The organism is Pseudomonas sp. P5_A2_2 (assembly GCF_054177685.1).
Window position 1 is genome coordinate 1 of sequence record NZ_JBGCUL010000014.1, and the last position, 21,697, is coordinate 21,697.

A 21,697-nucleotide genomic window follows, 5' to 3' on the forward strand; every position below is an offset into this window, starting at 1 on the left:
CATCGCGAGCAGGCTCGCTCCTACAGAAAAGCCCCTCAGGAACAAAAATTGGGTTCGACGCCTGAAAGGTCAGGCGTCGAAGGGTCTATCAGGCTTGCGTCAGTTTTGCTGCGGCACGTTCGAAGCGGTCCAGGCCGGCATCGATATCGGCATCTTCCACCACCAGGCTTGGGGCGAAACGCACCACGTCCGGGCCGGCTTGCAGAACCATCAGGCCTTCTTGCTCAGCGGCGTTGAAGATGTCCTTGGCCTTGCCTTTCCAGGCATCGCTCAGCACACAGCCGATCAACAGGCCCATGCCGCGGACCTTGGTGAACAGCCCGTATTTCTCGCCGATCTGCTCAAGGCGGGCCTTGAACTTGTCGTGCTTGGCGTTGACGCCGGCCAGTACTTGCGGGGTGTTGATCACATCGATCACCGCTTCCGCGACAGCACACGCCAGCGGGTTGCCGCCGTAAGTGGTGCCGTGGGTGCCGACGACCAGGTGCTTGGCCAGGTCTTCGGTGGTCAGCATCGCCGCGATCGGGAAACCACCGCCCAGGCTCTTGGCGCTGGTCAGGATGTCCGGGATCACGCCGTAATGCTGGTAGGCGAACAGATGGCCGGTACGGCCCATGCCGGTTTGCACTTCGTCGAAAATCAGCAGCGCGTTGTGCGCGGTGCAGAGTTCGCGGGCACCTTGCAGGTATTCCAGTTCAGCCGGGATCACACCGCTTTCGCCCTGGATCGGCTCCAGCACCACGGCGCAAGTCTTGTCGGAAATGGCGGCTTTCAGCGCGGCCAGATCGTTGTACGGCACGTGGGTGATACCAGTGATTTTTGGACCGAAGCCATCGGAATACTTCGACTGGCCACCAACGTTCACGGTGAACAGAGTACGGCCGTGGAAGCTGTTGAGCGCGGCGATGATCTCGTACTTCTCGCTGCCGAATCGGTCATGACCGACACGACGAGCCAACTTGAAAGCGGCCTCGTTGGCTTCGGCGCCGGAGTTGCAGAAGAAGGCACGGTCGGCAAACGTGGCGTCGATCAGCTTATGGGCCAGGCGCAGGGCCGGCTCATTGGTGAACACGTTGGACACGTGCCACAGCTTGTTCGCCTGCTCGGTCAACGCGCCGACCAGCGCTGGATGCGCGTGGCCCAATACGTTTACGGCAATCCCGCCGGCGAAGTCGATCAGCTCGCGACCGGACTGGTCCCAGACGCGGGAACCGGCGCCACGCACAGGAATGAATGCGGCAGGCGCGTAGTTGGGAACCATTACCTGGTCGAAATCGGCGCGTTGTACCGCAGCGTGCTCAACGGACATCGGAGTCTCCTGAAAAGGAACACTCGCCTGAAACTGGCGAGCGATGAGGGGATTGTAAGGACAGTTTTCAGCCCGGCCTTGCCGCCAAGCGACAACTTCTTATAGCGCAAACCCCGGATTTTCCCGGGTTTACGGCAATGCGACATATAGGGTCGCAAAGGCGCAGTTTAACTGGCGCGGCGGTTTATAGGCAGTTAGCCGGTGCTGATAAAAATCTACCGCTCGCCCACCTTCCCCTGTAGGAGCGAGCTTGCTCGCGATGGTCGTTAACGATAACGCGTGTTTACTGGTTAAACGCGGCGCTCTTGAATCCATCGCGAGCAGGCTCGCTCCTACAGCCAACTAGCTACGTTCGGCCGGCACCGACGACAATTCGAACGGGCTACTGCTACGCCGCTGATTGCGATCTTCCCGCGGCGTGGCGCCGAAGAAATTGCGATAGGCGCTGGAGAAGTGCGGCCCCGAGGAGAAGCCACAGGACAGGCCGATCTGGATGATCGACTTGCTGGTTTGCATCAACATCTGCCGGGCCTTGTTCAGGCGCAGTTCCAGGTAGTACTGGCTCGGCACACGGTTGAGGTATTGCTTGAAGATGCGCTCCAGCTGTCGACGGGACACGCACACGTGCTGGGCGATTTCGTCGGTGGTCAGCGGCTCTTCAATGTTGGCTTCCATGAGCAACACGGCTTGTGTGAGCTTCGGATGGCTGGAACCGAGGCGGTTCTGCAACGGAATGCGCTGGCGTTCACCACCTTCGCGAATGCGCTCGACCACCAGCTCTTCGGACACCGCACCGGCCAGTTCCGCACCATGGTCGCGGGCCAGCACTGCCAGCAACAAGTCGAGCACCGACAGGCCGCCGCACGCCGTCAGGCGATCGCGATCCCAGTCGAACAGGTGACTGGTGGCGATGACTTTCGGAAAGCGCTCGGCGAAATCGTCCTGCCAGCGCCAATGCACGGCCGCGCGATAACCGTCGAGCAAGCCCAATTGCGCCAATGGATAAACACCGGCTGAAAGACCGCCGATCACACAGCCGGCACGCACCAGCTGTTTAAGCGCACTGCTGAGCGCTGGCGCCAGTGCGGTCGGTGGCTCATCAGCGAGCAGGAACAGCTTCTGGAAATTTTCGAGCTTGCCGGTCCACGCTTCACCCGGCAACTGCCATTCGCCTTCGGTCGGCGGTTCGGCCTGCAGGAATGACAGTTCGTAAACCACGTCCGGATGCACACGCTGGGCAACACGCAAGGCCTCCTCAGCCAGCGTAAGCGTCAGTGCTTTAGTGCTGGGCCAAATCAGGAAACCAATTCGATGGGCAGTCATGGTGGGCAATCCGAAGCGCAGAACAGTGATGAAGGCATGGGCCAATGCTAGCCCGTAAATGAACGCAAATCTCAAAACCAGCACAGCTCCCACAGGGGATCGGGGCCAGCCTCCAGGCTGCGAAGCATGCACTATCCCTGTGCACAACGGCRGTCCTGATTATTTCAAGCTGCCGGACAGGAATTGCTGCAAACGCTCCGATTGCGGGTTCACCAGCACTTCGCGCGGGTTGCCGCTTTCTTCGACCACGCCTTTGTGCAGGAACACCAACTGGTTCGACACTTCACGGGCAAAGCCCATTTCGTGGGTCACCACGACCATGGTCCGGCCTTCCTGAGCCAGGGCCTGCATGACTTTCAACACGTCGCCAACCAGCTCCGGGTCGAGGGCCGAGGTCGGTTCGTCGAACAGCATCACCTCGGGTTCCATCGCCAGCGCCCGGGCAATCGCCACGCGCTGTTGCTCGCCGCCGGACATGTGGCCTGGGTAAGCATCCTTGCGATGAGCCACGCCCACCTTGTTCAGGTAGTGCTCGGCTTTCTCGCGTGCTTCGGCCTTGGACATGCCAAGTACATGCACCGGCGCCTCCATGATGTTTTCCAGCGCGGTCATGTGCGACCACAGGTTGAAATGCTGGAACACCATCGACAGGCGCGAACGCATGCGTTGCAGCTGTTTCGGGTCGGCCGCCTTCAGCGCGCCGTCCTTATTCGCCACCAGCTTGAGCTSTTCGYYGTTGAGCAGGATCTTGCCCGCGTGCGGCTGCTCCAGCAGGTTGATGCAGCGCAGGAASGTRCTTTTRCCGGARCCACTGGARCCGATGATGCTGATSACRTCGCCGGCTKYCGCTTYCAGGGACACGCCCTTGAGCACTTCGTGACTGCCATAGCGTTTATGCAGGTCTTGGACTTCAAGTTTGTACATGCTGTCGGTTCTCACAAAAACAGTCAGTCAGTGATATTCAATGCTTGCGCGGGGCCAGGTAGCCCAGCCAGCGGCGCTCGGCCATCTTGAACAGCTTCACCAGGATGAAGGTCAGGCACAGGTAGAACACACCGGCGGTGATGTACGCCTCGAACGGCAGGTAGAACTGGGCGTTGACCGTGCGCGCGGCACCGGTGATATCGATCAGGGTCACGATGGACGCCAGACTGGTGGTCTGCAGCATCATGATCACTTCGTTGCTGTACTGCGGCAGCGCGCGGCGCAGGGCCGACGGCAGCAGGATGCGCTTGTACATCTTGACCCGCGACATGCCCATGGCCTTGGCCGCTTCGATCTCGCCGTTCGGCGTGGCGCGCAGGCTGCCGGCGATGATTTCGGCGGTGTAGGCGCTGGTGTTGATCGCGAACGCCAGGCACGCACAAAACGTTGCGCTGGACAGCCACGGCCAGAGGAAGCTTTCACGCACCGCTTCGAACTGCGCCAGACCGTAGTAGATCAAAAACAGCTGCACCAGCATCGGCGTGCCGCGGATCACATAGGTGTAGAGCCAGGCCGACATGTTGACGGTCGCGTTCTTCGAGACGCGCATCAAGCCCAGCGGCAAGGCGCACAGCAGGCCGAAGAACAGCGACAGCGCGAGCAGTTTGAGGGTAGTCACCAGGCCGCCGAGGTACAGCGGCAAGGCCTGCCAAATGACGTTGTAGTCGAAGATCATAGATCAGCCGCCCTTACGCCTACCGAGTAGCGCTTCTCAAGGTGACGCAATGCCAGCAACGACACACTGGTGATCACCAGGTACATCGCCGCCACTGCGAGGAAGAAGGTGAAAGGCTCGCGGGTGGCATCCGCCGCCTGCTTGGCCTTGAACATCATGTCTTGCAGACCCACCACCGAAATCAGCGCGGTAGCCTTGGTCAATACCAGCCAGTTGTTGGTGAAACCCGGAATCGCCAGACGAATCATCTGCGGCACCAACACCCGGAAGAACACCTGGAAACTGCTCATGCCGTAGGCCATGCCGGCTTCGGCCTGACCTTTGGGGATCGCCATGAAGGCACCACGGAAGGTTTCCGACAGGTACGCACCGAAAATGAAGCCCAGGGTGCCGATACCGGCGGCCAACGGGTTCAGGTCGATGTACTCGTCAAAGCCGAGCAGCGGTGCGACGCGGTTGAGCAGATCCTGGCCGCCGTAGAAAATCAGCAGGATCAGCACCAGGTCGGGAATACCACGGATCACCGTGGAATACAGGTCGCCCAGCCAGGCCAGCCAGCGCACCGGCGACAGACGCAGTGCCACGCCGATCAGGCCCAGAACGATGGCCATGGCCATGGACGACAAGGCGAGCTGAAGCGTCAGCCAAGCGCCATCGAGGATGACAGCCCCGTAGCCTTTCAACATGATTCAGGTMCTCGAAAGTTGGGATGAAAAAATGGCGCAAACCTCAGAGATCCTGTTGCTTGCGCCATTTCAGACTTGTCGCCGGGACGTGTTACTTGCCGTAGATATCGAAGGCGAAGTACTTGTCCTGGATTTGCTTGTATTTGCCATTCTCGCGAATGGCCAAGATGGCGGCGTTGAGCTTGTCCAGCTCAGCCTTGTCGCCCTTGCGCACCGCGATGCCTACGCCGTCGCCGAAGTACTTGACGTCGGTGAACGCAGGGCCGACGAACGCGAAACCTTTACCGGCGTCGGTTTTCAGGAAACCGTCATCCAGCAAGGTCGCGTCTGCCACGGTGCCGTCGAGGCGGCCGGCGGCCACGTCGAGGTAAATTTCGTTCTGCGAACCGTAAGGCTTGATCTCGGCACCCAGCGGAGCCAGGACTTCGCGGGCGAAACGCTCGTGGATCGAACCACGCTGCACGCCGATGTTCTTGCCCTTGAGCTCGGTCAGGCCTTCGCTGACCTGAGTACCGGCCTTCATGACCAGGCGAGCCGGGGTGTTGTAGTACTTGTTGGTGAAGTCCACGGACTTCTTGCGATCTTCAGTGATCGACATGGACGACAGGATCGCGTCGATCTTGCGCACTTTCAGTGCCGGGATCAGGCCGTCGAACTCTTGCTCGACCCAGACGCACTTGGCCTTCATCTCTTCGCACAACGCGTTGCCGATGTCGTAGTCGAAACCAACGATGCTGCCGTCCGGCGCTTTCGAGGCGAATGGAGGGTAAGCCGCTTCGATACCGATTTTCAGAGGTTTTTCATCGGCGAAGGTTGGCAAGGACAGCACGGACAGTGCCAGGGCGCCAAGCAGCACGAGTTTCTTCATCTTGGGACTCCATCGGTAAAGGGCAAAAACGGCAGAGTGAGCGACAGCCCAATATGCGAGTGAGTGGAACCGCAAAGCAGTTGCTGCGTCCTGGGAAGCGGGTGTTGAAATTCAACACGAGCAACGACGAGCGAGTGATCGGCATTCTAACGACAGGCCCGAGGCCGATATTTCTTCAATGCGACAACTAATTACAGAAGCACCGAGAAAGCCGTTTTAGCGCGTTGACAGCCCTGCAAAATCATGCAAGAGCAAAAGACATTGAACCGATCTGTATTGCAAATTGCGGGCCTATTATTGGCAAACCCTTCTAATCCGGCAAGCGCAGCGTTGGGTCTTATTTTTCGGGCGGCTTTCCAGAGCTCTAAAACAGTGCTGTGCGTTTCCCATCACCCCGTGTCGGGGCAATACGGTTACACATTCAGTAACCTGAAAGAACGCAGGTAACAGTAGGAAAATGCCGACAGAGTATCCCGATAATTATTGGTAGATGTTGCTGTAGCGCCTGCTAAACCGCTATCGCGAGCAAGCTCGCTCCCACAATGGTTTTGTGTCGAACGCAAATACCGCATTCACCACAGATCCCCTGTAGGAGCGAGCCTGCTCGCGATGAGGCCAGCCCAGCCAACACAAAAACCTCAGGCACAAAAAAGCCCCACCAGGCTCAACACCTGATGGGGCTTTTAGTGACTCAGAACCGCCGCTTACGCGACATTCATGGTCCTGTGCGTATCAATCAAATGCTGCACCACACTCGGATCAGCCAAGGTAGAGATATCCCCCAACCCGTCATATTCGGCCGTGGCAATCTTGCGCAGAATCCGCCGCATGATCTTGCCCGAACGGGTCTTCGGCAGCCCCGGCGCCCACTGGATCACATCCGGCGAAGCAATCGGACCGATCTCCTTGCGCACCCAGTTTTTCAGTTCCAGGCGCAACTGCTCGTTCGGCTCTTCACCGTTTTTAAGGGTGACATACACATAGATGCCCTGCCCCTTGATGTCGTGCGGCACACCGACCACCGCCGCTTCGGCGACTTTCGGGTGCGCGACCATCGCGCTTTCTATCTCGGCGGTACCCATGCGGTGGCCGGACACGTTGAGCACGTCGTCCACGCGACCGGTGATCCAGTAGTAACCATCGGCATCGCGACGGGCGCCGTCACCGGTGAAGTACATGCCGCGGAAAGTCTTGAAGTAGGTATCAACGAAACGGTCATGGTCGCCAAACAACGTACGCGCCTGGCCTGGCCACGAATCGAGAATCACCAGGTTACCCTCGGCCTCGCCCTCGACGATGTTGCCCAGGTTATCCACCAGCGCCGGCACCACGCCGAAGAACGGACGCGCCGCAGAGCCTGGCTTGAGGGCATGAGCACCCGGCAGCGGGCTCATCATGTTGCCGCCGGTTTCGGTCTGCCACCAGGTGTCGACGATCGGGCAACGGGACTTGCCGACATTCTTGTAGTACCAGTCCCAGGCTTCCGGGTTGATCGGCTCGCCCACCGAACCCAACAGGCGCAGGCTGCTGCCATCGGCGCCTTCAACGGCGGCGGTGCCCGAGGCCATCATCGCGCGGATCGCGGTCGGTGYGGTGTAGAGGATGTTGACCTTGTGCTTGTCGACGATCTTCGACACCCGGGTGATGTCCGGGTAGTTCGGCACGCCTTCGAACAACAGCGTGGTCGCGCCGTTGGCCAGCGGGCCGTAGACGATATAACTGTGGCCGGTGACCCAGCCGACGTCGGCGGTGCACCAGTAGACTTCACCCGGGCGGTAGTCGAACACGCGCTCGTGGGTCATGGCCGCGTACAGCAGGTAGCCGCCGGTGGTGTGCTGCACGCCCTTGGGCTTGCCGGTGGAGCCGGAGGTGTAAAGGATGAACAGCGCTTCTTCGGCGCCCATCTCTTTCGGCGCACACACGGTGCCGGCCACTTTCATCAGGTCCTCGAACCAGATGTCGCGATGCTGGTTCCACTTGATGTCGCCACCGGTGCGCTGGCACACGATGACTTTCTGGATGCTGCTGGTTTCCGGGTTGGTCAGCGCGTCGTCGACGTTGGCCTTGAGTGGGATCTTCTTGCCGGCACGAATGCCTTCGTCGGCGGTGATCACCACTTTGGATTTGCAGTCGATGATGCGACCGGCCAGGGCTTCCGGCGAGAATCCGCCGAACACCACCGAGTGAATCGCGCCGATCCGGGTACAGGCCAGCATGGCGACCACGGCTTCGGGGATCATCGGCATATAGATAGTCACCACGTCGCCGCGATGCACGTCCTGGCCACGCAGGGCGTTGGCGAACTTGCAGACTTGCTCGTGCAGTTCGCGGTAAGTGATGTGGCGGCTTTCGGCAGGGTCATCGCCCTCCCAGATGATCGCGACCTGATCGCCGCGCTCGGCCAGATGACGGTCGAGGCAATTGTAGGAAACGTTCAGGGTGCCGTCGGCGAACCACTTGATGTCGACATGGTGATCGTCGAAAGAAGTCTGCTTCACCGTGGTGAAAGGCTTGATCCAGTCGAGGCGCTTGGCTTGCTCGCGCCAGAAGCCGTCGGGGTTGACGACCGACTGCTGGTACATCGCCTTGTAGGTCGCCTCGTCGGTCAGCGTGTTAGCCAGAACCTCGGGACGAACGGGATACAGGGAAGCCGCACTCATCTTTCTTACCTCGGTGGAATAGTTGTTTTTGTATGACCACGTTTTAGCCGGGCCGGGCCTATAGAACCATTCGACGATGGTAGTAACAAGCCCCTACAAAATGTCGTGAAAATTCCTATAAAGCCATTGCCACCGCGGTTCCTGTAGGAGCGAGCCTGCTCGCGATGGTCGTCAACGATAACGCGCCCAACCTGACACCCCGCGGTGCTCTCTGGCTCATCGCGAGCAAGCTCGCTCCTACAAAAGAAGAGGCTATTCAGGGATTGTTACAGGATCCGTCAAAAGTGTTTATCAAATCCACGGCTATATGGACGAAGCGCCCACGCCTAAAATCTGCCACGCCAACAAGGCAACCTGATTAACCAAGTTACAGCCCCCACGAAGGCAGTTAATCGAACACCCAGGTACTGAAGCTCCACACGCAATCCCAAAAGGATTGCGTGCCCCCTCTCGACCTCTAAAAGGTAAATATTAAATGAAAGCTTTATTGGTTCTGGCCCTCGGCAGCGTGTGCGTAACCGCCATGGCCGGCGAGGTCCCGACTGATGTCGCGCAGCAACAACCGCCCGTTGAGGAATACACTTACTCGATGAATCTGGACATCGCCAAAGTGATCTCCATGAGCGAAGCACCGAATATTTGTGAAGTTGTGCCAATGAAAATGGAATACGAAGACTCCAACGGTCAACGGCATATCCTGCGTTACAGCGCGATGGGCAACGGTTGCTCTAACGGCTGATCCCCCGCTTCACCCCTCCCCCAATAAGGTTCGACCCACCCGCCTCGATCAGGCAGATGAAGCGCCGAACCTTTATGATCGATTAATTCGATTGTTTTAAGCATTTATTTGCGCTTTTTAATCGAAATAGTCGGCGTAGTATCAACTGCAACCCAAGACAAACAACGCCCACGAATCTGGAGCAATGACCATGAAAACCCAACTGATCCTCGCCCTGACCCTCTCCGTCCTGGCTGCCAACACCTTCGCCGCCGATGGTTACGACCGCACCGGCTCGGCTGCTTACACCACTGAAGCCGCTGTCGCTTCCGACGGTTACGACCACACCGGTTCCGCGTCCTTCGCAGCCGATGGCGCAGACCACATTGGCGCCGGCAAACTCGCATCCGACGGCGCTGACCGCACTGGCGCCGCCCGCCTCGCCGCCGATGGTGCCGACCACATTGGTGCCGCTCGCCTGAGCTGATCCGCCAGCGTGACTTCACAGCCCGACTTCGGTCGGGCTTAGTTGTGTCTGGAGCCTGAGAAAACCCCACCGAAACACAAGATGTAGTGAAAAAAGCCTTTTTTGGTCATTTCTTGAGCAAAAATAATCCAGGGCAAAAATTCAGGAAAAAAAATCTTCCCCCGCCAACATCCTTCAAAGCCCTGTAAACCCTCGCTCCGACCGAAATACGGCCCCCGTCGACCGATCCGTGAGCCATTTCCCCGCCCCACAGCACGCAAAACTTCCCTATAATGCGGCCTTAAACGGGACTGCAATATTCCCTTACAGGGACGAAAAGCCAGTCTGAAGCCCCGCACAAGCGATCAACGCTTGCTGCGCCCATCAGTGGCTCTCGGAACCCGTACAAAATTCTGTTTGATGCCTGCGTATAGCTGCTGCAAAAAACGATTCCTTTAGATCCAACGCGGCCAGTAAGGCCGTGTGAAAAACCAACTATCCATTTTCACACGGGCACACTGGCCCTCACGCAGGAGACGACACGTCATGCTGAGCTGGGACGAATTCGACAAAGAAGACACGGAAGTAGCAGTCAAGAGCGCCAACGCCGGCCACGCCACCGAAGCCAACATGGACCGTCTCGACAGCGCCGGCGGTGCCGCCGCTCTGGAAGCCCGTGCCGTGACCGCTTCTGACTCCGCCGCCGTGGCCCGCGCCAAGGCTGCCCTGGATTCCCTCGACGTCGCCGAAGGCCTCGCCGAACTCGAAGGCGCCTCCGCCCGTGTCGCCGTTGACGAAAAGCGCATGATCAACTGCCGCGCCGACCTCAACCAGCTCGTGCCATTCAAATATGACTGGGCCTGGCAGAAGTACCTGGACGGCTGCGCAAACCACTGGATGCCGCAATAAGTCAACATGACCGCCGACATCGCCCTCTGGAAAAACCCGGAAGGCCTGACCGACGACGAGCGCCGCATCGTGATGCGCAACCTCGGCTTCTTCTCCACCGCCGACTCCCTGGTTGCCAACAACCTGGTCCTGGCCGTATACCGCCTGATCACCAACCCGGAATGCCGCCAGTACATCCTGCGCCAGGCCTTCGAAGAGGCGATCCACACCCACGCCTACCAGTACTGCATCGAATCCCTGGCCATGGATGAAGGCGAAATCTTCAACATGTACCAYGAGATCCCATCGGTCGCGAAAAAAGCCACCTGGGGCCTGAAATACACCCGTTCGATCTCCGATCCGAAGTTCGAAACCGGCACCGTCGAAACCGACAAAGAACTGCTGCGCAACCTGATCGCCTACTACTGCGTTCTGGAAGGCATCTTCTTCTACTGCGGCTTCACCCAGATCCTCTCCATGGGCCGCCGCAACAAAATGACCGGCGTCGCCGAGCAGTTCCAATACATCCTGCGCGACGAATCCATGCACCTGAACTTCGGCATCGACGTGATCAACCAGATCAAAATCGAAAACCCGCATTTGTGGGATGCCGAGATGAAGGAAGAAGCTTCGCAGATGATTCTGCAAGGTACTCAGCTGGAGATTGAATACGCACGTGACACCATGCCTCGTGGGGTATTGGGCATGAATGCGGCGATGATGGAGGACTACCTGAAGTTCATCGCTAACCGTCGTCTGTCGCAGATTGGGTTGAAGGAAGAGTATCCGGGGACGACTAACCCGTTCCCTTGGATGAGCGAGATCATGGACTTGAAGAAAGAGAAGAATTTCTTTGAGACGCGGGTTATTGAGTATCAGACTGGTGGGGCTTTGAGCTGGGATTGACTCCAGAACGAGCCATGGTCTGCCGGTCGTGATCTGAATCGGCAGATTGGAAAAATCGAAAAGCCCTGAACGTGTTCAGGGCTTTTTTGTGACCATTGTCTCGTCCTGAATAAGGCTTACACCTTCTGGCTTCTTATCAGGAAGGCGCAATGGATACAGGCGCAAAACGCAGTCAGCGCGATTACGAGCTGACTTTTAAATTGTCGGTCGTCGATCAGGTCGAAAAAGGCAAGGACAGAGACCTCTATGACCAAACAGCAAACGGGCGAAACGCCTATATCCAGACTTGCACCTTTTGAGAAGTCCATCTGGTTCACTCGTAAAAAACTTTGTCAGATAGCGAATCCTTGAATCAGATCAGACAGGAATCCAGCTTGCGGTGCCTGTGGTGTCCCCACGATCATCGCGCGGTCTAGCCCACTGTTGATAGTCTCGCATGCAGTCTCCGGAAGCAGCACACAGGCGTGGCAGGCAGCCTTATTCACGCGCCTCGAACCATTGCCTCCCAGATCTTCTGAACACACAGGATCCGCGGAACACCAGGACGCACGCGAGACGGCCCGGCGTACCATCGGCTCGAACATCTCCGGACGACCGAGGCGGACCAGCCCGCCAAGGCTACCCTCCGAATCGCCTGCAGCCGTATAAATGAGAAAGGCAGCCATGGGCGCCCCCTCATCATTTGAGACAAAAATGCGCTCTTTCAATGAAGCGGAGGAATAACCGCACTCGAAAACCAGCTGATTGATGAGAATGTGGGCAAGAGTGTGAACCAAAAGGTAACGAGCAGCCCATTGCCACATGCAGCGGCTCTGGTGAGGGGGCAGGAGCCACGTCTCATTGGCCATGCGGTCCACAAACTCTTGGTCGAGCCTGTCCTGCAGCCATGCGGAGTTCTTGTCGAGCCAGCCGCCAATCTCTTCCTCGCGCAGTTCGACAAACAACCCTTCGCCGTAATTCTTGATGGCGGGCAGCCACTGGTACTCGGGCTCTGGCGTATGCAGGAAAAGCTGGCGCATAGCTGAAGGAATGTCACCGAGCGGATTTTTCGATCGCACCAGACGCTCGAACCCATAAAACACCCTTGTTTCACGTAATCGTTCCACTAGGTTGACCGCACTCAGCCACGACGTGAACGCTGGGGGAATCCGGCTGGGCATGACACGCAGCTCACTACTCTTGCCCGGACCGACCTCCTGCCGGATGACATTGTACTCGGCCCGCCTGAACGCAAGACTCTTCGAATCCTCCATCATTGGCTGGGAAGTAGTCGAAGACGCTTTGTCCCCACGGCCGAGTGCTTCGAAGGCCTTCATGATGGAGTCGTCATCGGGCAGCGTGGTGTAATGAGGTTGCAGAATGGCCCGAAGCTTCTGCAAGGCATCGCTGCGCAGGCCTATCTTGAGGAAGACTTTTACGCCTGACAGGTCCAGATCCTGCTGCCCCAGTATCTCCTGCATGTCGACAATTTCCCGCTCACTGGCAAGATCAGGCAGATAGATTGAGGAAATGGTCTTACCAAAGTAGATATTTGACTGGTTGATCAGCACAGCCACCGGGTGTTCGTCACAAGCTTCCGTCGCCCTCCCAAGCCACGGGCGCTCGCCACCACAATCAATGCCTGCTCTCGCAAGACCCGAAGCAGTAATCTTGTCAGTTGCAGTATCGCGTTCCATGAACATAGCGCCACCCAGCGTTTGTGATTTCTTGCAGGTCTGACAGGTGACTTTCAGAGACCGGAGATCAGGGCCGCCGGAGTCATTCAGGACCAAGCCTTCGTCGCTTGGGCAGACACAACCACACCAATGCTTCCAAGGAAAGTCCGCGATGTGGCCATGAGCGCAGACGCTGATGAATCGAACCGGCCTCCACCTGCCTTTGCCCTTTTCCAGCAGTGCCAGCTTCTCTGTGTTCAGGTTGAACCTGCGCAACTTTTTGGTGACGCTATTGACATACCAAGTCGGAAATCGGTGCGTCTGCACCTCCAGATGCGAAAGGTCAGGGTTTTGCTCGTCGACGCAATACTGCGGCGGCTGACGGAAATGCGGGACATCCAGAAGAGCGGAAAGCCTTGGTTCGTCGATGACATGTTTGCGCAAGGCCTCTTCCCCCACCTGCCACTGAACCCGGTCACTCGACTTCTTGTACCAGAAATCCAGTCCGCAGATGATGTTCGGAACGCCGTTCTTGTCGGTATATATGCTCCCAGGACCAAAAGGTGCGATCAGCTGTCCCAGACGAATCTCACTGGCCATGGTCGGTCTGCTCCTCTCCGAAATAGTGACTGCTGATCGCCGTGCGGGCATTGCCGTCAACGTTGCGCATGCTGCTTAGGACTCGTTCCCCGTTTTGCTTCTGCTCTTTCGTGGCGTATTCGCCCGACTGCAGCATCAGATACTCGCCTTCCGTCTTCTGTGGGTATTCCCACCACTGCTGCGGATTGCCACGCCACTTCTTACGCAGCCTGTCAAAAACCGTCTTCATAGCCGTACATACACGGTCCGCTTCATCAGGCTGTTTTTCCATAATGACCTTACAGCGTTTAAGGAGCAGGCCAAGCGCCACCTGGAGATGGGAGTCATAGCTGCCGAATGCTTCCCCGGGCGATTCGGCGTCATGACACTGCCGGGCCCAGACGAGCAGAACCCCGGCGAGGGCACGCTCCACCGCCTCGACCGAATAAGGGGTTGCCGATGTCGGCTCGACACGCTCGTACAATCGCCGGTGGTAACTATGAAACTGCTCGAAATGCGAGCGGTCGCGGCTCTTGGCCGGGTTGTACATGCTCAGGATCAACCCCGGCCGATCCTCCCGCCGCCCGACACGGCCCGTAACCTGAATGTACTGCGCGGTCGACTTCGGCTGGCCGACGACGGCCATCAGAGCCAGCCTGTCGATGTCGACCCCTACCTCGATAATGTTGGAAGCCAGGCAGGCGTCGATGGAGCCCTTTTCGTTCCAGTCCAGTGCCAGCCTGTCCATCAACTGCACCAGTTCCGCCTGACCACGACGGCTAGTCAGCTCCTCGACCGTATTGAGATAGCGTTGCTCGCTTCCCTTGAAGCCATAGCGGAGCGAGTAGTCCTTCAGGCGCGACGCAATGTCCGAGTCGAACAGTGTCCGGGCACCACCGAGTTCACGAAGGCTGTTATAGAACGCCAGCAAGGTCCACCACGCATCCTTGTCGATGTCATCGAACATCCAGGCCCTGAACAGCGCCGCCGAGAACGTCCGGACCTGAGTGGTCAGGAAAGACCGGTAACCGCTGGCATGAATACCGAGGTACAGGCGCCCTTCGGCAAGCCGGTCGCCCTCCTTCGCGTAACAGCCGAAAAACGAATCGCCCATATGCAGTCCGGGGCTGGGAAACAGCTGCAGCCCTTCGCGGGCATAAACGGCCCGCACCTGCTCCGTCGCGCCACGGATGGTGGCCGTTGACGCAATGATCTTGGGCCGGATTAGACCTGTACGGTCCTCCGCGCTGCAAAACCTTTCGATCACGCCTTCATACAGTCCGTAGATCGTGCCCAGCGGACCCGAGATCAGGTGGAATTCATCCTGGATGATCAGGCCAGGCGGTTGGCTGATACGCGTGACTGCACCGGCGGTCCCATGATGGAAACCGAACAGCGCGCCGGCTTTCGGTTTCCATGCAATCATTGCGAACTTATCCGCCGTGCCGATGAACATGGAGGGCGGAGTCTCGTAGAAGGACTGGTCGATCACTTCGACGGGAAGACTGTCGTGCTCGCCACCATACGAGCAGCGGGTGTCGGAGCACTTGAGATAAGGGCGCTTATTGGACTCGGCCAGTCCGGCAAGGTTGTTCTCGTTGCGACTTGCATAGCGGGCGGGCCGATCAGACTTCAAGCGCCCGATCGTGCTGCGGCACCAAGGGCATTCTGTGAGCACCAACGGATTCCCCTCCACCTCACCCCGGCTGTACTCCCTGATCTTGGCACGGGCGCCATCCCAGGTGTTCGGCGAGCCATCGCCTCCAATCCACAACCCCAGCGAGAAGCGCCTTTCCCCGAGCTTGAGCCGCGCGCTTTCAGCACGCAGGCGCACACGGATCTGCTCCATGGCGCAAATCAGACTGGCCGCCCGCTGGAACTGCTGCGTGGTCAGCATGCGCAGGGTATAGCGCATGAAAACATTGGTGCCATCGCGGCGCAGTGTATCCTCGGGGCGTGCAATCAGGCGCTGGTGGAACATGTAGAAGGCGGCAACCGCGAGATAGGCCTCTGTCTTGCCACCTCCGGTGGGAAACCAGATCAGGTCGACGATTTCTCGGTCGTCAGAATACCCGTCGACAAGCCCGGCGATGCTCATCAGCAGGAAGGCCGCCTGGAATGCGCGCCAGCGTCCGACATTGGGCCTTTCCGTACCTGCGGCCCAAACATCCCAAGCGGTGCGCGGCTTGCCTGGCGGCAGTTCCTCGGCCGCGACGTAACCTTCAAGACGGCTGAGGGGGCGACGCTCGATCTGCTTGGACGCGATCTGCTGCAGCAGCATGCCCTGATTCGCCAACCGGAACGCTTCCAGCGCAGTTTCATCCTTCTGCAGGATGGCAATCCCACGCCGGATACGCGTCAGACACTTCCGGCAGTCATCAAGATGGCGCTCGGCTACATCCTGATAATGTGCATTCAGCCCTGCGCGCTCCTGTTCCCTTGCCGCAATCCACGCCGCGTACTCGTCTACGAGATGGGTGAGTGTCTGCCAGCCCGCCCCGCCCTCAGCGAAGGAAGGCAACCCGGCGAGTTCGCGCATCGACAGGGTGATCAACTGGCCATCGAGGCCCCTGATGTCGGGCGTCATGCTAGGGAGTTCCACGGCCGGCATCACATCCGCGAAAATCACTTCCGGCGTGTCGCCATCCACCCCCTCCCAGCCAGCCGCACAGCCATGTCCGATCGCCCAGGTGGCCGCATCGCGGTAGAGTAGCGCGAGGGTCTGCTCATCCTCATCGAACTGCTCGAACGGCCTGACGCCTTCGGGGTAGCGGCTGAATCTCGCACCGCCCTGGACGCGCACTTCGAAATACGCTTGGAAGAGCACACTGCGGATGCGCTCATGCTGCGTATTCAGGAGGTTTGCATCCTGCAGGTTCCGCAGTACACAGGTAATGACCCACTTGCCATGCATGCGCCGGGGAAACAGCTGGATCTGCAGGGTCAGTCCACGCGGCAGGTCCAGCTTTCTGAATACAGGAACGCCATGCTGCAACTCGGCGAGCACAAACCGCTCGCTCGTTTCCATGGTGGTCGCCGGAACACGCCGCCAAGCATCGTAACGCTGCTCACAGCCTCCTTCCGGGCGAACGATCTTGGTGCATTGCTCGTAACAGCCATTGATCTGGAACGGTGTCGCATCCGGCAGCTGCCAGAAGAATCTTTTCTGAGGAGGCAGCGCCACCACAATGTCGCCCGGCGCTTCCTCAAGACAAAAACTGATGCCCATGACCGAGGGTTGAAACATGTCAGCGCTGGCGACTTCGAAATCGTCATCCTCCCCCACTGGCGTAGTATCGAAGCTTTTGGCTCCTGCTTCCGGCAACACCCGCCCCTCTGATTCGGAAACAACCGCCTGTGCGGTTTCAACCGCTGCATCGCTGGTAGATTCTTCCGCACCTTGCGAAGCATTCGCGGGTTCGTCGATTACCGTCCCGCGCACATAGTTGCGCGGGTGCAACAGTCCCGCGCCATAACGCTGCAGCGGCGTTTCGCCGCGGTAGTGCACGATTTCCTGCTGGATTCCAATGCCCTCAGGGGGCCAGTACAGCGTCCCGCCGAAATCCGCCGGTGCCTGAAAACAGCCTTGTGCATCGAGGACCACTGTGGCGCCAGGGCGAACAGTATCCAAAGGTCGCGCAGGTCCCACCAGTTCACCGCGCAGAAATTCGATCTCGGCAGAACGTTCCCTATTCATTATCCTTCCCCGCAAAGGCCACCCATTCGACCAACTGTGACTTACCTGAAGCGTGACAGAGGATGTAAAGCCGCTCTATCGCACGGGTAATGCCTGTGTAAAAACGATGGCGGTTGAATCCGCTGTCGGACGGCATCACGTCGGCAATAATGATGACCTTGTTCTCAAGGCCCTTGTAAGCAGAAACAGTGGACCACCGGATCCCCTTGGCTTCGAACTGCGCCGCGGAAACAAAGCGTCGTTGAGACTGTTCCCACAGCAGAGGCAGCACCGATTTTTGTTCTGCACCGAAACTCAGCACCGTTATCTCCTCATCGCGGAAACCACTGTCCAGGGCCAAGTCAATGCACTCGCTAATTTTACGGACCTGATCCTTCGCGTCTTCGTACATGGTCAGATCCCACGTCTGCAGGCCACCTCCCTGACGCATATAGCCTGAATACGTGCTCCGGTCAGCCATCGACAGGGTCATTGCAACTTGCCCGATGGACTTGTAGTTCCGACAGTTTTCCGTGAGCAGCCAACGGGCGGCTTGATGCCGCACTTCGACAAGATTCGCCTCGAGTTCGTCAGCTCCTGTTAGCACCTGATTTCGAAAGTCACCCAGCATCAGATAACTGCCACCGATCAGATCTCCGTCGATCAGCAGGCGGACACAGTCCAGAAGGTCGGGCCGCGCGAGAATATCCTGCGCCTCATCAATCACCAGATAGTCAAATCGCGCATCATGAGCGCAAGCTGGATCAGTCAGACGGTCCTGAATCAGCAGCGGAAGCTGCGCCCAGAAATCGGCATCTGGATCATTCGGGGGGGCAATCCCGGTCAACGACATCAATACGCTGAATGCGGAGCCGCCGATCAGATCGGGGTGGTGATCGGCCGCTAACTCACGAGCGGCCCAGTTGCCGATCAACCGGTTGAAACATAGATAACCGACGCGAAGCCCTTGGGCGGCCTTGCGCCGGGCGACCTCAATGCCTATCAGGGATTTTCCTGTCCCTGCTCCCCCTTCCACCAGAACTCGAGGGTTGTTGTCCGTCAACCTGAGAACCGGCCGCTGCTGCTCGCGCAGTAGCTTCTCGAGCTCCGCCTCGCGATGGAGTATTTCGGCAGCTTTTTCGGGTCGGCGCTTGCGGATCGGAAAACAGAAATTGATAAACTCGTCACGATGAAATGCCGACAACAGCACCTTCAGCGGGGAGATCTGTGGATCGGCGCCGATGGCCAGCTGTGCCATACGCTTGAGTGCGTCGCAGAATGCCTCGCCGGTACCGCATCCGGCAAACCGGCGGCGATCCATCACTTCGAACGACTGAATGGAAACATTCACCGGAACGGCGAAGTCCGCTCGCGGGAAAATGCAGCAATGAATGACCGGCACATGCGCAAACGCGAATAGCCGGCCCACTAAACGACGACGAAGCGCGAATCGCGCATCCTGTGCCTGGCGAAATGGCGACTTAGTGACGCTGTCTGGATACCAGCGGCTGCCGTCGAACCCGATTTCACGATGCGATTTTACCTCAACGCAGAGAATACCGACGTCGGGAATCAGAATGACAAAGTCGATCTCGGTGCGACGATAATTGTTGTATGGAGCAAGATCGAGTGAGTGAATCACGATCCAGTCGTGTCCCGAGCTTTCCAGCTTGCGGAACACGTCTATTTCACCTAACGGAGCAGACTCATCGATGAAAACGGGGATCATGTGCATTACAGCGCATCTCCTGATTCACATCGATACTGTTCCGCGACCAGCAGCTTCATCGGCTTACCAAACTCCTCCGGTGGTGCGGCAAAGCCTAGTGCAATGCTGATGACCGGATCAAACCTCACACTACCAGCCAGCCCGCTCTCCGGAGTCAACAAGTGGTGGTAACCCACATCGGGCGAAATCATTTCCCGCAGATGGCCGAGCTCTTTGCGCAACTCCACAATGAGCTGTTCATTGACGATGGCGGACTCCATGACACCGTGCTCGACTGCTGTCGACCGTGAGGCCGCCACTTCGGCCCAAGCCAGACGCCAGCCTGGAACCGTTTGTCCATTGTGGCTCCGTGGAGGGATGAGTTCCGGATCAATCACACAGGTAAGYAGCGCCTGAAAATGATCACGGCGTTGAGGCGCGTGAATCACGCTGCCATTCAGCGACATCCAGCTCTCTGCCGCGCGGTGAAGATGGCGCAGTGAAATGCCAGCATCCCTCATTTTCTGGACACATAAGCCCGACTGTCGTTTGTACAGGTCGGCCAGCGCCTTTTTCCAGACGGCCGCCAGTGGCGCTTTGGCGGCGTCAACACTGATCTCCCCAAAATCCGCATCAGCGTCGTGGATCAGTAGGTAATCGCCCTCTTCCACGTCAATGATATGGCGGTAGGCGATTGCGTCGCAGTCATTACGAAGAGGGGAAAAAATCAGCTGGCTTGTTCCGGGCCGTAGCAGAACCCCGCAATCACTGGGCAATTCCACCAGCACACAGCGATGCATGCCTCGATCGGTGCCCTTGGTCCCGGCAAAGAAAACAATGTCGTCGACTGGCTCCTCCACCGGCAGGGATGCACCTACCCTAGCGCTGTCGGTGACGCTGTGCCTCACGGACCGCATGGTTGTCAGCCAGTTGTGTTCCGGGACCAAAGGATCGGCCGCGAACCCTTCCTCATCTGTCAGCCCTTTCCAGACAAACCTGACCAACCTGCGGTAAACCGGTGAAGTGATCAGTGCCTCCGGTGTTTTTGCCATTCCGTGGGTGCGCAGCGGCCCGAACCTGATCAGCGCATCGACTGGCGGACAGCTGCGATATTCGGCAAGCGAGCAAATGAACGCATGATCTTCAAGCTCGGTCAGCCCCTCGAACAACGCGCGGAAAAGATCACGCTCATTACGGTGGCACCAAATTTTGAGCCGGTCCTGACCAAACGTCTCTGTAAGGTTGCAAAATACCTGCACGAACTCCTTATTCAGCACCGAGTCTTCTTCGTGGTAGCACCTGATTAGATCTTTCAGCGCCATAACTTCGCGCACAGCGGCCTCGCCCCACCTGTGGCGAGTGTGAAGTTCATTGGTCAAACCAAAATCCAAGAGAAGATCGGTGTTCGGTATCAATGGCGATGTCAGCCATTTCATCATCTCCATTCGCAGCGCCAGTGCGGGTTCATTTTGTCGCACATCGCCTTCTGGCGAATATATGGCGTCAAACAGCGCCCGCAAATGACTACGAATCGCAGAAAACAGCTGCGACTCGCACACATGGAGCTCCTGAACTGGAGGGTTGTCTGCCAAGAAACTCATGCGTTCGGTCGTCGAGACGTACGTCATTTAGGTTGCCTTCCGTTGCAGCACGCGCAGCAACATGCCTTCTGGCAGTACGCTAGGCAGACAGTTTTCGGTGTATATATCGATGTAGTAGCGGATGATTCCGTTCAGCCAGTCTCTAAGCTGATCGGTAGCTTCGATAGCGACATCGCGGTTGCAGACACCGATAATGTCGCTGGCGGGAAATAGTCTCTCCGCAGCGAGCAGCGCAGGAACGCCATCGGCAACAACAAGCCAAGCCTCGTGTCCGGAATTATCTGGAGCATGCTCATTTAGAAAGCCAAGACGCTGTATGTACTTCCTTTCCTTGGAATGCAGGGTCAATAGCTCGCCCAGTGGCAGCCGAGAATTATCGGACGCGAAACCCACGGCATAATACTTTTGCATATAGGTTGTGTCGCGGCCGGCGCCCTGCCCGACCAGCACCAGACCGTCATAGGAGCGGCACAGGTTGTCTTCAAGGATCGGCCCGTTGCAACCAGGCAGAGCACTATAAATCGACAGTTCCAGAGCTGATCCGCCGGGACTTATCTGTGGCAACGGAAGATTGTGTAGCTGCCAGCCGAGAGCACTTTCTCGCCTGATGTAACGGCGGCATGGTCCGTTCGGATTGGGAGTGAGTTTTCTACCACGCTTGATAAGCCGCTGGTGCGTGCTGTCCTCGATCACAATTTCATCGGGGCTCTCATTGTCAGAAGCAAACCGCCAGCAGCTATTCTCGACGACATTGCGCACATCCCACGAGGGCAGCCCGGTGGAGTCGCCGCGCCTCAGTGCGGCCATGCGCTCATGGCACCTTCGCAGAAGAAGGTCAAAGTGTGTATCGACATGGTTTGCTGTAGCACGCTCAAGATCGCTCCGCAGTGCGCCCAACGCGACGAGACCAGCTACCTCCGACCCGCACGGCATCGACAACAGCCCGATCCGACGAGTGTCATTGCAGCTCTGGCGCCACCTATAACCCAGACTG

At 58.1% G+C, this 21,697-nt stretch carries 15 protein-coding genes and 1 pseudogene; 4 read left to right on the forward strand and 12 right to left on the reverse strand.

Annotation, left to right across the window (positions count from 1 at the left end; genetic code table 11):
• Positions 1 to 88 precede the first annotated feature (88 nt).
• The 7 genes from ACXRVY_RS03450 to acs form a co-directional block, all read right to left on the reverse strand.
• Positions 89 to 1,309, reverse strand: a complete 1,221-nt coding sequence (locus ACXRVY_RS03450) for an aspartate aminotransferase family protein (RefSeq protein ID WP_223459299.1) — start codon at positions 1,307 to 1,309, stop codon at positions 89 to 91.
• A gap of 342 nt (positions 1,310 to 1,651) precedes the next feature.
• Complete coding sequence (gene argR / locus ACXRVY_RS03455) at positions 1,652 to 2,632, reverse strand: transcriptional regulator ArgR (RefSeq protein ID WP_223459301.1); 981 nt, start codon at positions 2,630 to 2,632, stop codon at positions 1,652 to 1,654.
• Between the two features lie 159 nt (positions 2,633 to 2,791).
• Entirely contained in the window at positions 2,792 to 3,556 is a 765-nt protein-coding gene (locus ACXRVY_RS03460; protein ID WP_458237022.1) for an ABC transporter ATP-binding protein, read from the reverse strand.
• Between the two features lie 37 nt (positions 3,557 to 3,593).
• Positions 3,594 to 4,292, reverse strand: a complete 699-nt coding sequence (locus tag ACXRVY_RS03465; RefSeq protein ID WP_223459303.1) for an ABC transporter permease — start codon at positions 4,290 to 4,292, stop codon at positions 3,594 to 3,596.
• Entirely contained in the window at positions 4,289 to 4,978 is a 690-nt protein-coding gene (locus tag ACXRVY_RS03470) for an ABC transporter permease (RefSeq protein WP_015096506.1), read from the reverse strand. Before ACXRVY_RS03470 ends, ACXRVY_RS03465 begins: the two co-directional genes overlap by 4 nt.
• Positions 4,979 to 5,069: 91 nt before the next feature.
• Positions 5,070 to 5,846, reverse strand: coding sequence for an ABC transporter substrate-binding protein (locus tag ACXRVY_RS03475; protein WP_457266312.1), 777 nt, complete (start codon positions 5,844 to 5,846; stop codon positions 5,070 to 5,072).
• Between the two features lie 704 nt (positions 5,847 to 6,550).
• Positions 6,551 to 8,506, reverse strand: a complete 1,956-nt coding sequence (acs, locus tag ACXRVY_RS03480; protein ID WP_458237023.1) for an acetate--CoA ligase — start codon at positions 8,504 to 8,506, stop codon at positions 6,551 to 6,553.
• 475 nt (positions 8,507 to 8,981) lie between these two features.
• Between acs and ACXRVY_RS03485 the strand changes: the two genes are divergently transcribed.
• The 4 genes and pseudogenes from ACXRVY_RS03485 (at position 8,982) to ACXRVY_RS03500 (ending at position 11,783) form a co-directional block, all read left to right on the forward strand.
• The gene (locus ACXRVY_RS03485; RefSeq protein WP_457266314.1) at positions 8,982 to 9,245 is read left to right on the forward strand and encodes a DUF2790 domain-containing protein; all 264 of its coding nucleotides are present in this window, start codon (positions 8,982 to 8,984) and stop codon (positions 9,243 to 9,245) included.
• 190 nt (positions 9,246 to 9,435) lie between these two features.
• A complete protein-coding gene (locus ACXRVY_RS03490; RefSeq protein ID WP_457266315.1) occupies positions 9,436 to 9,711 on the forward strand; it encodes a hypothetical protein in 276 nt (91 codons plus the stop codon).
• 525 nt (positions 9,712 to 10,236) lie between these two features.
• Positions 10,237 to 11,484, forward strand: a pseudogene (locus ACXRVY_RS03495) (ribonucleotide-diphosphate reductase subunit beta).
• A 149-nt stretch (positions 11,485 to 11,633) separates the two neighbouring features.
• The gene (locus tag ACXRVY_RS03500) at positions 11,634 to 11,783 is read left to right on the forward strand and encodes a hypothetical protein (RefSeq protein WP_457266326.1); all 150 of its coding nucleotides are present in this window, start codon (positions 11,634 to 11,636) and stop codon (positions 11,781 to 11,783) included.
• A 33-nt stretch (positions 11,784 to 11,816) separates the two neighbouring features.
• Here the strand turns inward: ACXRVY_RS03500 and drmB are convergent, their stop codons facing one another.
• The 5 genes from drmB to ACXRVY_RS03525 are packed head-to-tail and all read right to left on the reverse strand — an operon-like array spanning position 11,817 to position 21,510.
• A complete protein-coding gene (drmB, locus tag ACXRVY_RS03505) occupies positions 11,817 to 13,739 on the reverse strand; it encodes a DrmB family protein (protein ID WP_458237024.1) in 1,923 nt (640 codons plus the stop codon).
• Complete coding sequence (locus ACXRVY_RS03510; RefSeq protein ID WP_457266317.1) at positions 13,729 to 17,415, reverse strand: helicase-related protein; 3,687 nt, start codon at positions 17,413 to 17,415, stop codon at positions 13,729 to 13,731. The genes drmB and ACXRVY_RS03510 overlap by 11 nt, the downstream gene beginning before the upstream one ends.
• Complete coding sequence (locus ACXRVY_RS03515) at positions 17,408 to 19,129, reverse strand: NERD domain-containing protein (protein ID WP_457266318.1); 1,722 nt, start codon at positions 19,127 to 19,129, stop codon at positions 17,408 to 17,410. The genes ACXRVY_RS03510 and ACXRVY_RS03515 overlap by 8 nt, the downstream gene beginning before the upstream one ends.
• Positions 19,129 to 20,730: a hypothetical protein gene (locus ACXRVY_RS03520; RefSeq protein WP_457266319.1), complete on the reverse strand. Its 1,602-nt coding sequence runs from the start codon at positions 20,728 to 20,730 to the stop codon at positions 19,129 to 19,131. Before ACXRVY_RS03520 ends, ACXRVY_RS03515 begins: the two co-directional genes overlap by 1 nt.
• Positions 20,731 to 21,510 carry a hypothetical protein gene (locus ACXRVY_RS03525; RefSeq protein ID WP_457266320.1) on the reverse strand — a complete coding sequence of 260 codons (780 nt, stop codon included), beginning with the start codon at positions 21,508 to 21,510 and terminating at the stop codon, positions 20,731 to 20,733.
• Between the last annotated feature and the right edge of the window lie 187 nt (positions 21,511 to 21,697).

Coding starts and splice junctions, on each gene's coding strand:
- ACXRVY_RS03490 (WP_457266315.1), top strand. CDS start 9,436: ATGAAAACCCAACTGATCCTCGCCCTGACCCTCTCCGTCCTGGCTGCC.
- ACXRVY_RS03510 (WP_457266317.1), bottom strand. CDS start 17,415: ATGAATAGGGAACGTTCTGCCGAGATCGAATTTCTGCGCGGTGAACTG.
- drmB (WP_458237024.1), bottom strand. CDS start 13,739: ATGGCCAGTGAGATTCGTCTGGGACAGCTGATCGCACCTTTTGGTCCT.
- argR (WP_223459301.1), bottom strand. CDS start 2,632: ATGACTGCCCATCGAATTGGTTTCCTGATTTGGCCCAGCACTAAAGCA.
- ACXRVY_RS03470 (WP_015096506.1), bottom strand. CDS start 4,978: ATGTTGAAAGGCTACGGGGCTGTCATCCTCGATGGCGCTTGGCTGACG.
- ACXRVY_RS03500 (WP_457266326.1), top strand. CDS start 11,634: ATGGATACAGGCGCAAAACGCAGTCAGCGCGATTACGAGCTGACTTTT.
- ACXRVY_RS03525 (WP_457266320.1), bottom strand. CDS start 21,510: ATGGCCGCACTGAGGCGCGGCGACTCCACCGGGCTGCCCTCGTGGGAT.
- ACXRVY_RS03450 (WP_223459299.1), bottom strand. CDS start 1,309: ATGTCCGTTGAGCACGCTGCGGTACAACGCGCCGATTTCGACCAGGTA.
- ACXRVY_RS03475 (WP_457266312.1), bottom strand. CDS start 5,846: ATGAAGAAACTCGTGCTGCTTGGCGCCCTGGCACTGTCCGTGCTGTCC.
- ACXRVY_RS03465 (WP_223459303.1), bottom strand. CDS start 4,292: ATGATCTTCGACTACAACGTCATTTGGCAGGCCTTGCCGCTGTACCTC.
- ACXRVY_RS03485 (WP_457266314.1), top strand. CDS start 8,982: ATGAAAGCTTTATTGGTTCTGGCCCTCGGCAGCGTGTGCGTAACCGCC.
- ACXRVY_RS03515 (WP_457266318.1), bottom strand. CDS start 19,129: ATGCACATGATCCCCGTTTTCATCGATGAGTCTGCTCCGTTAGGTGAA.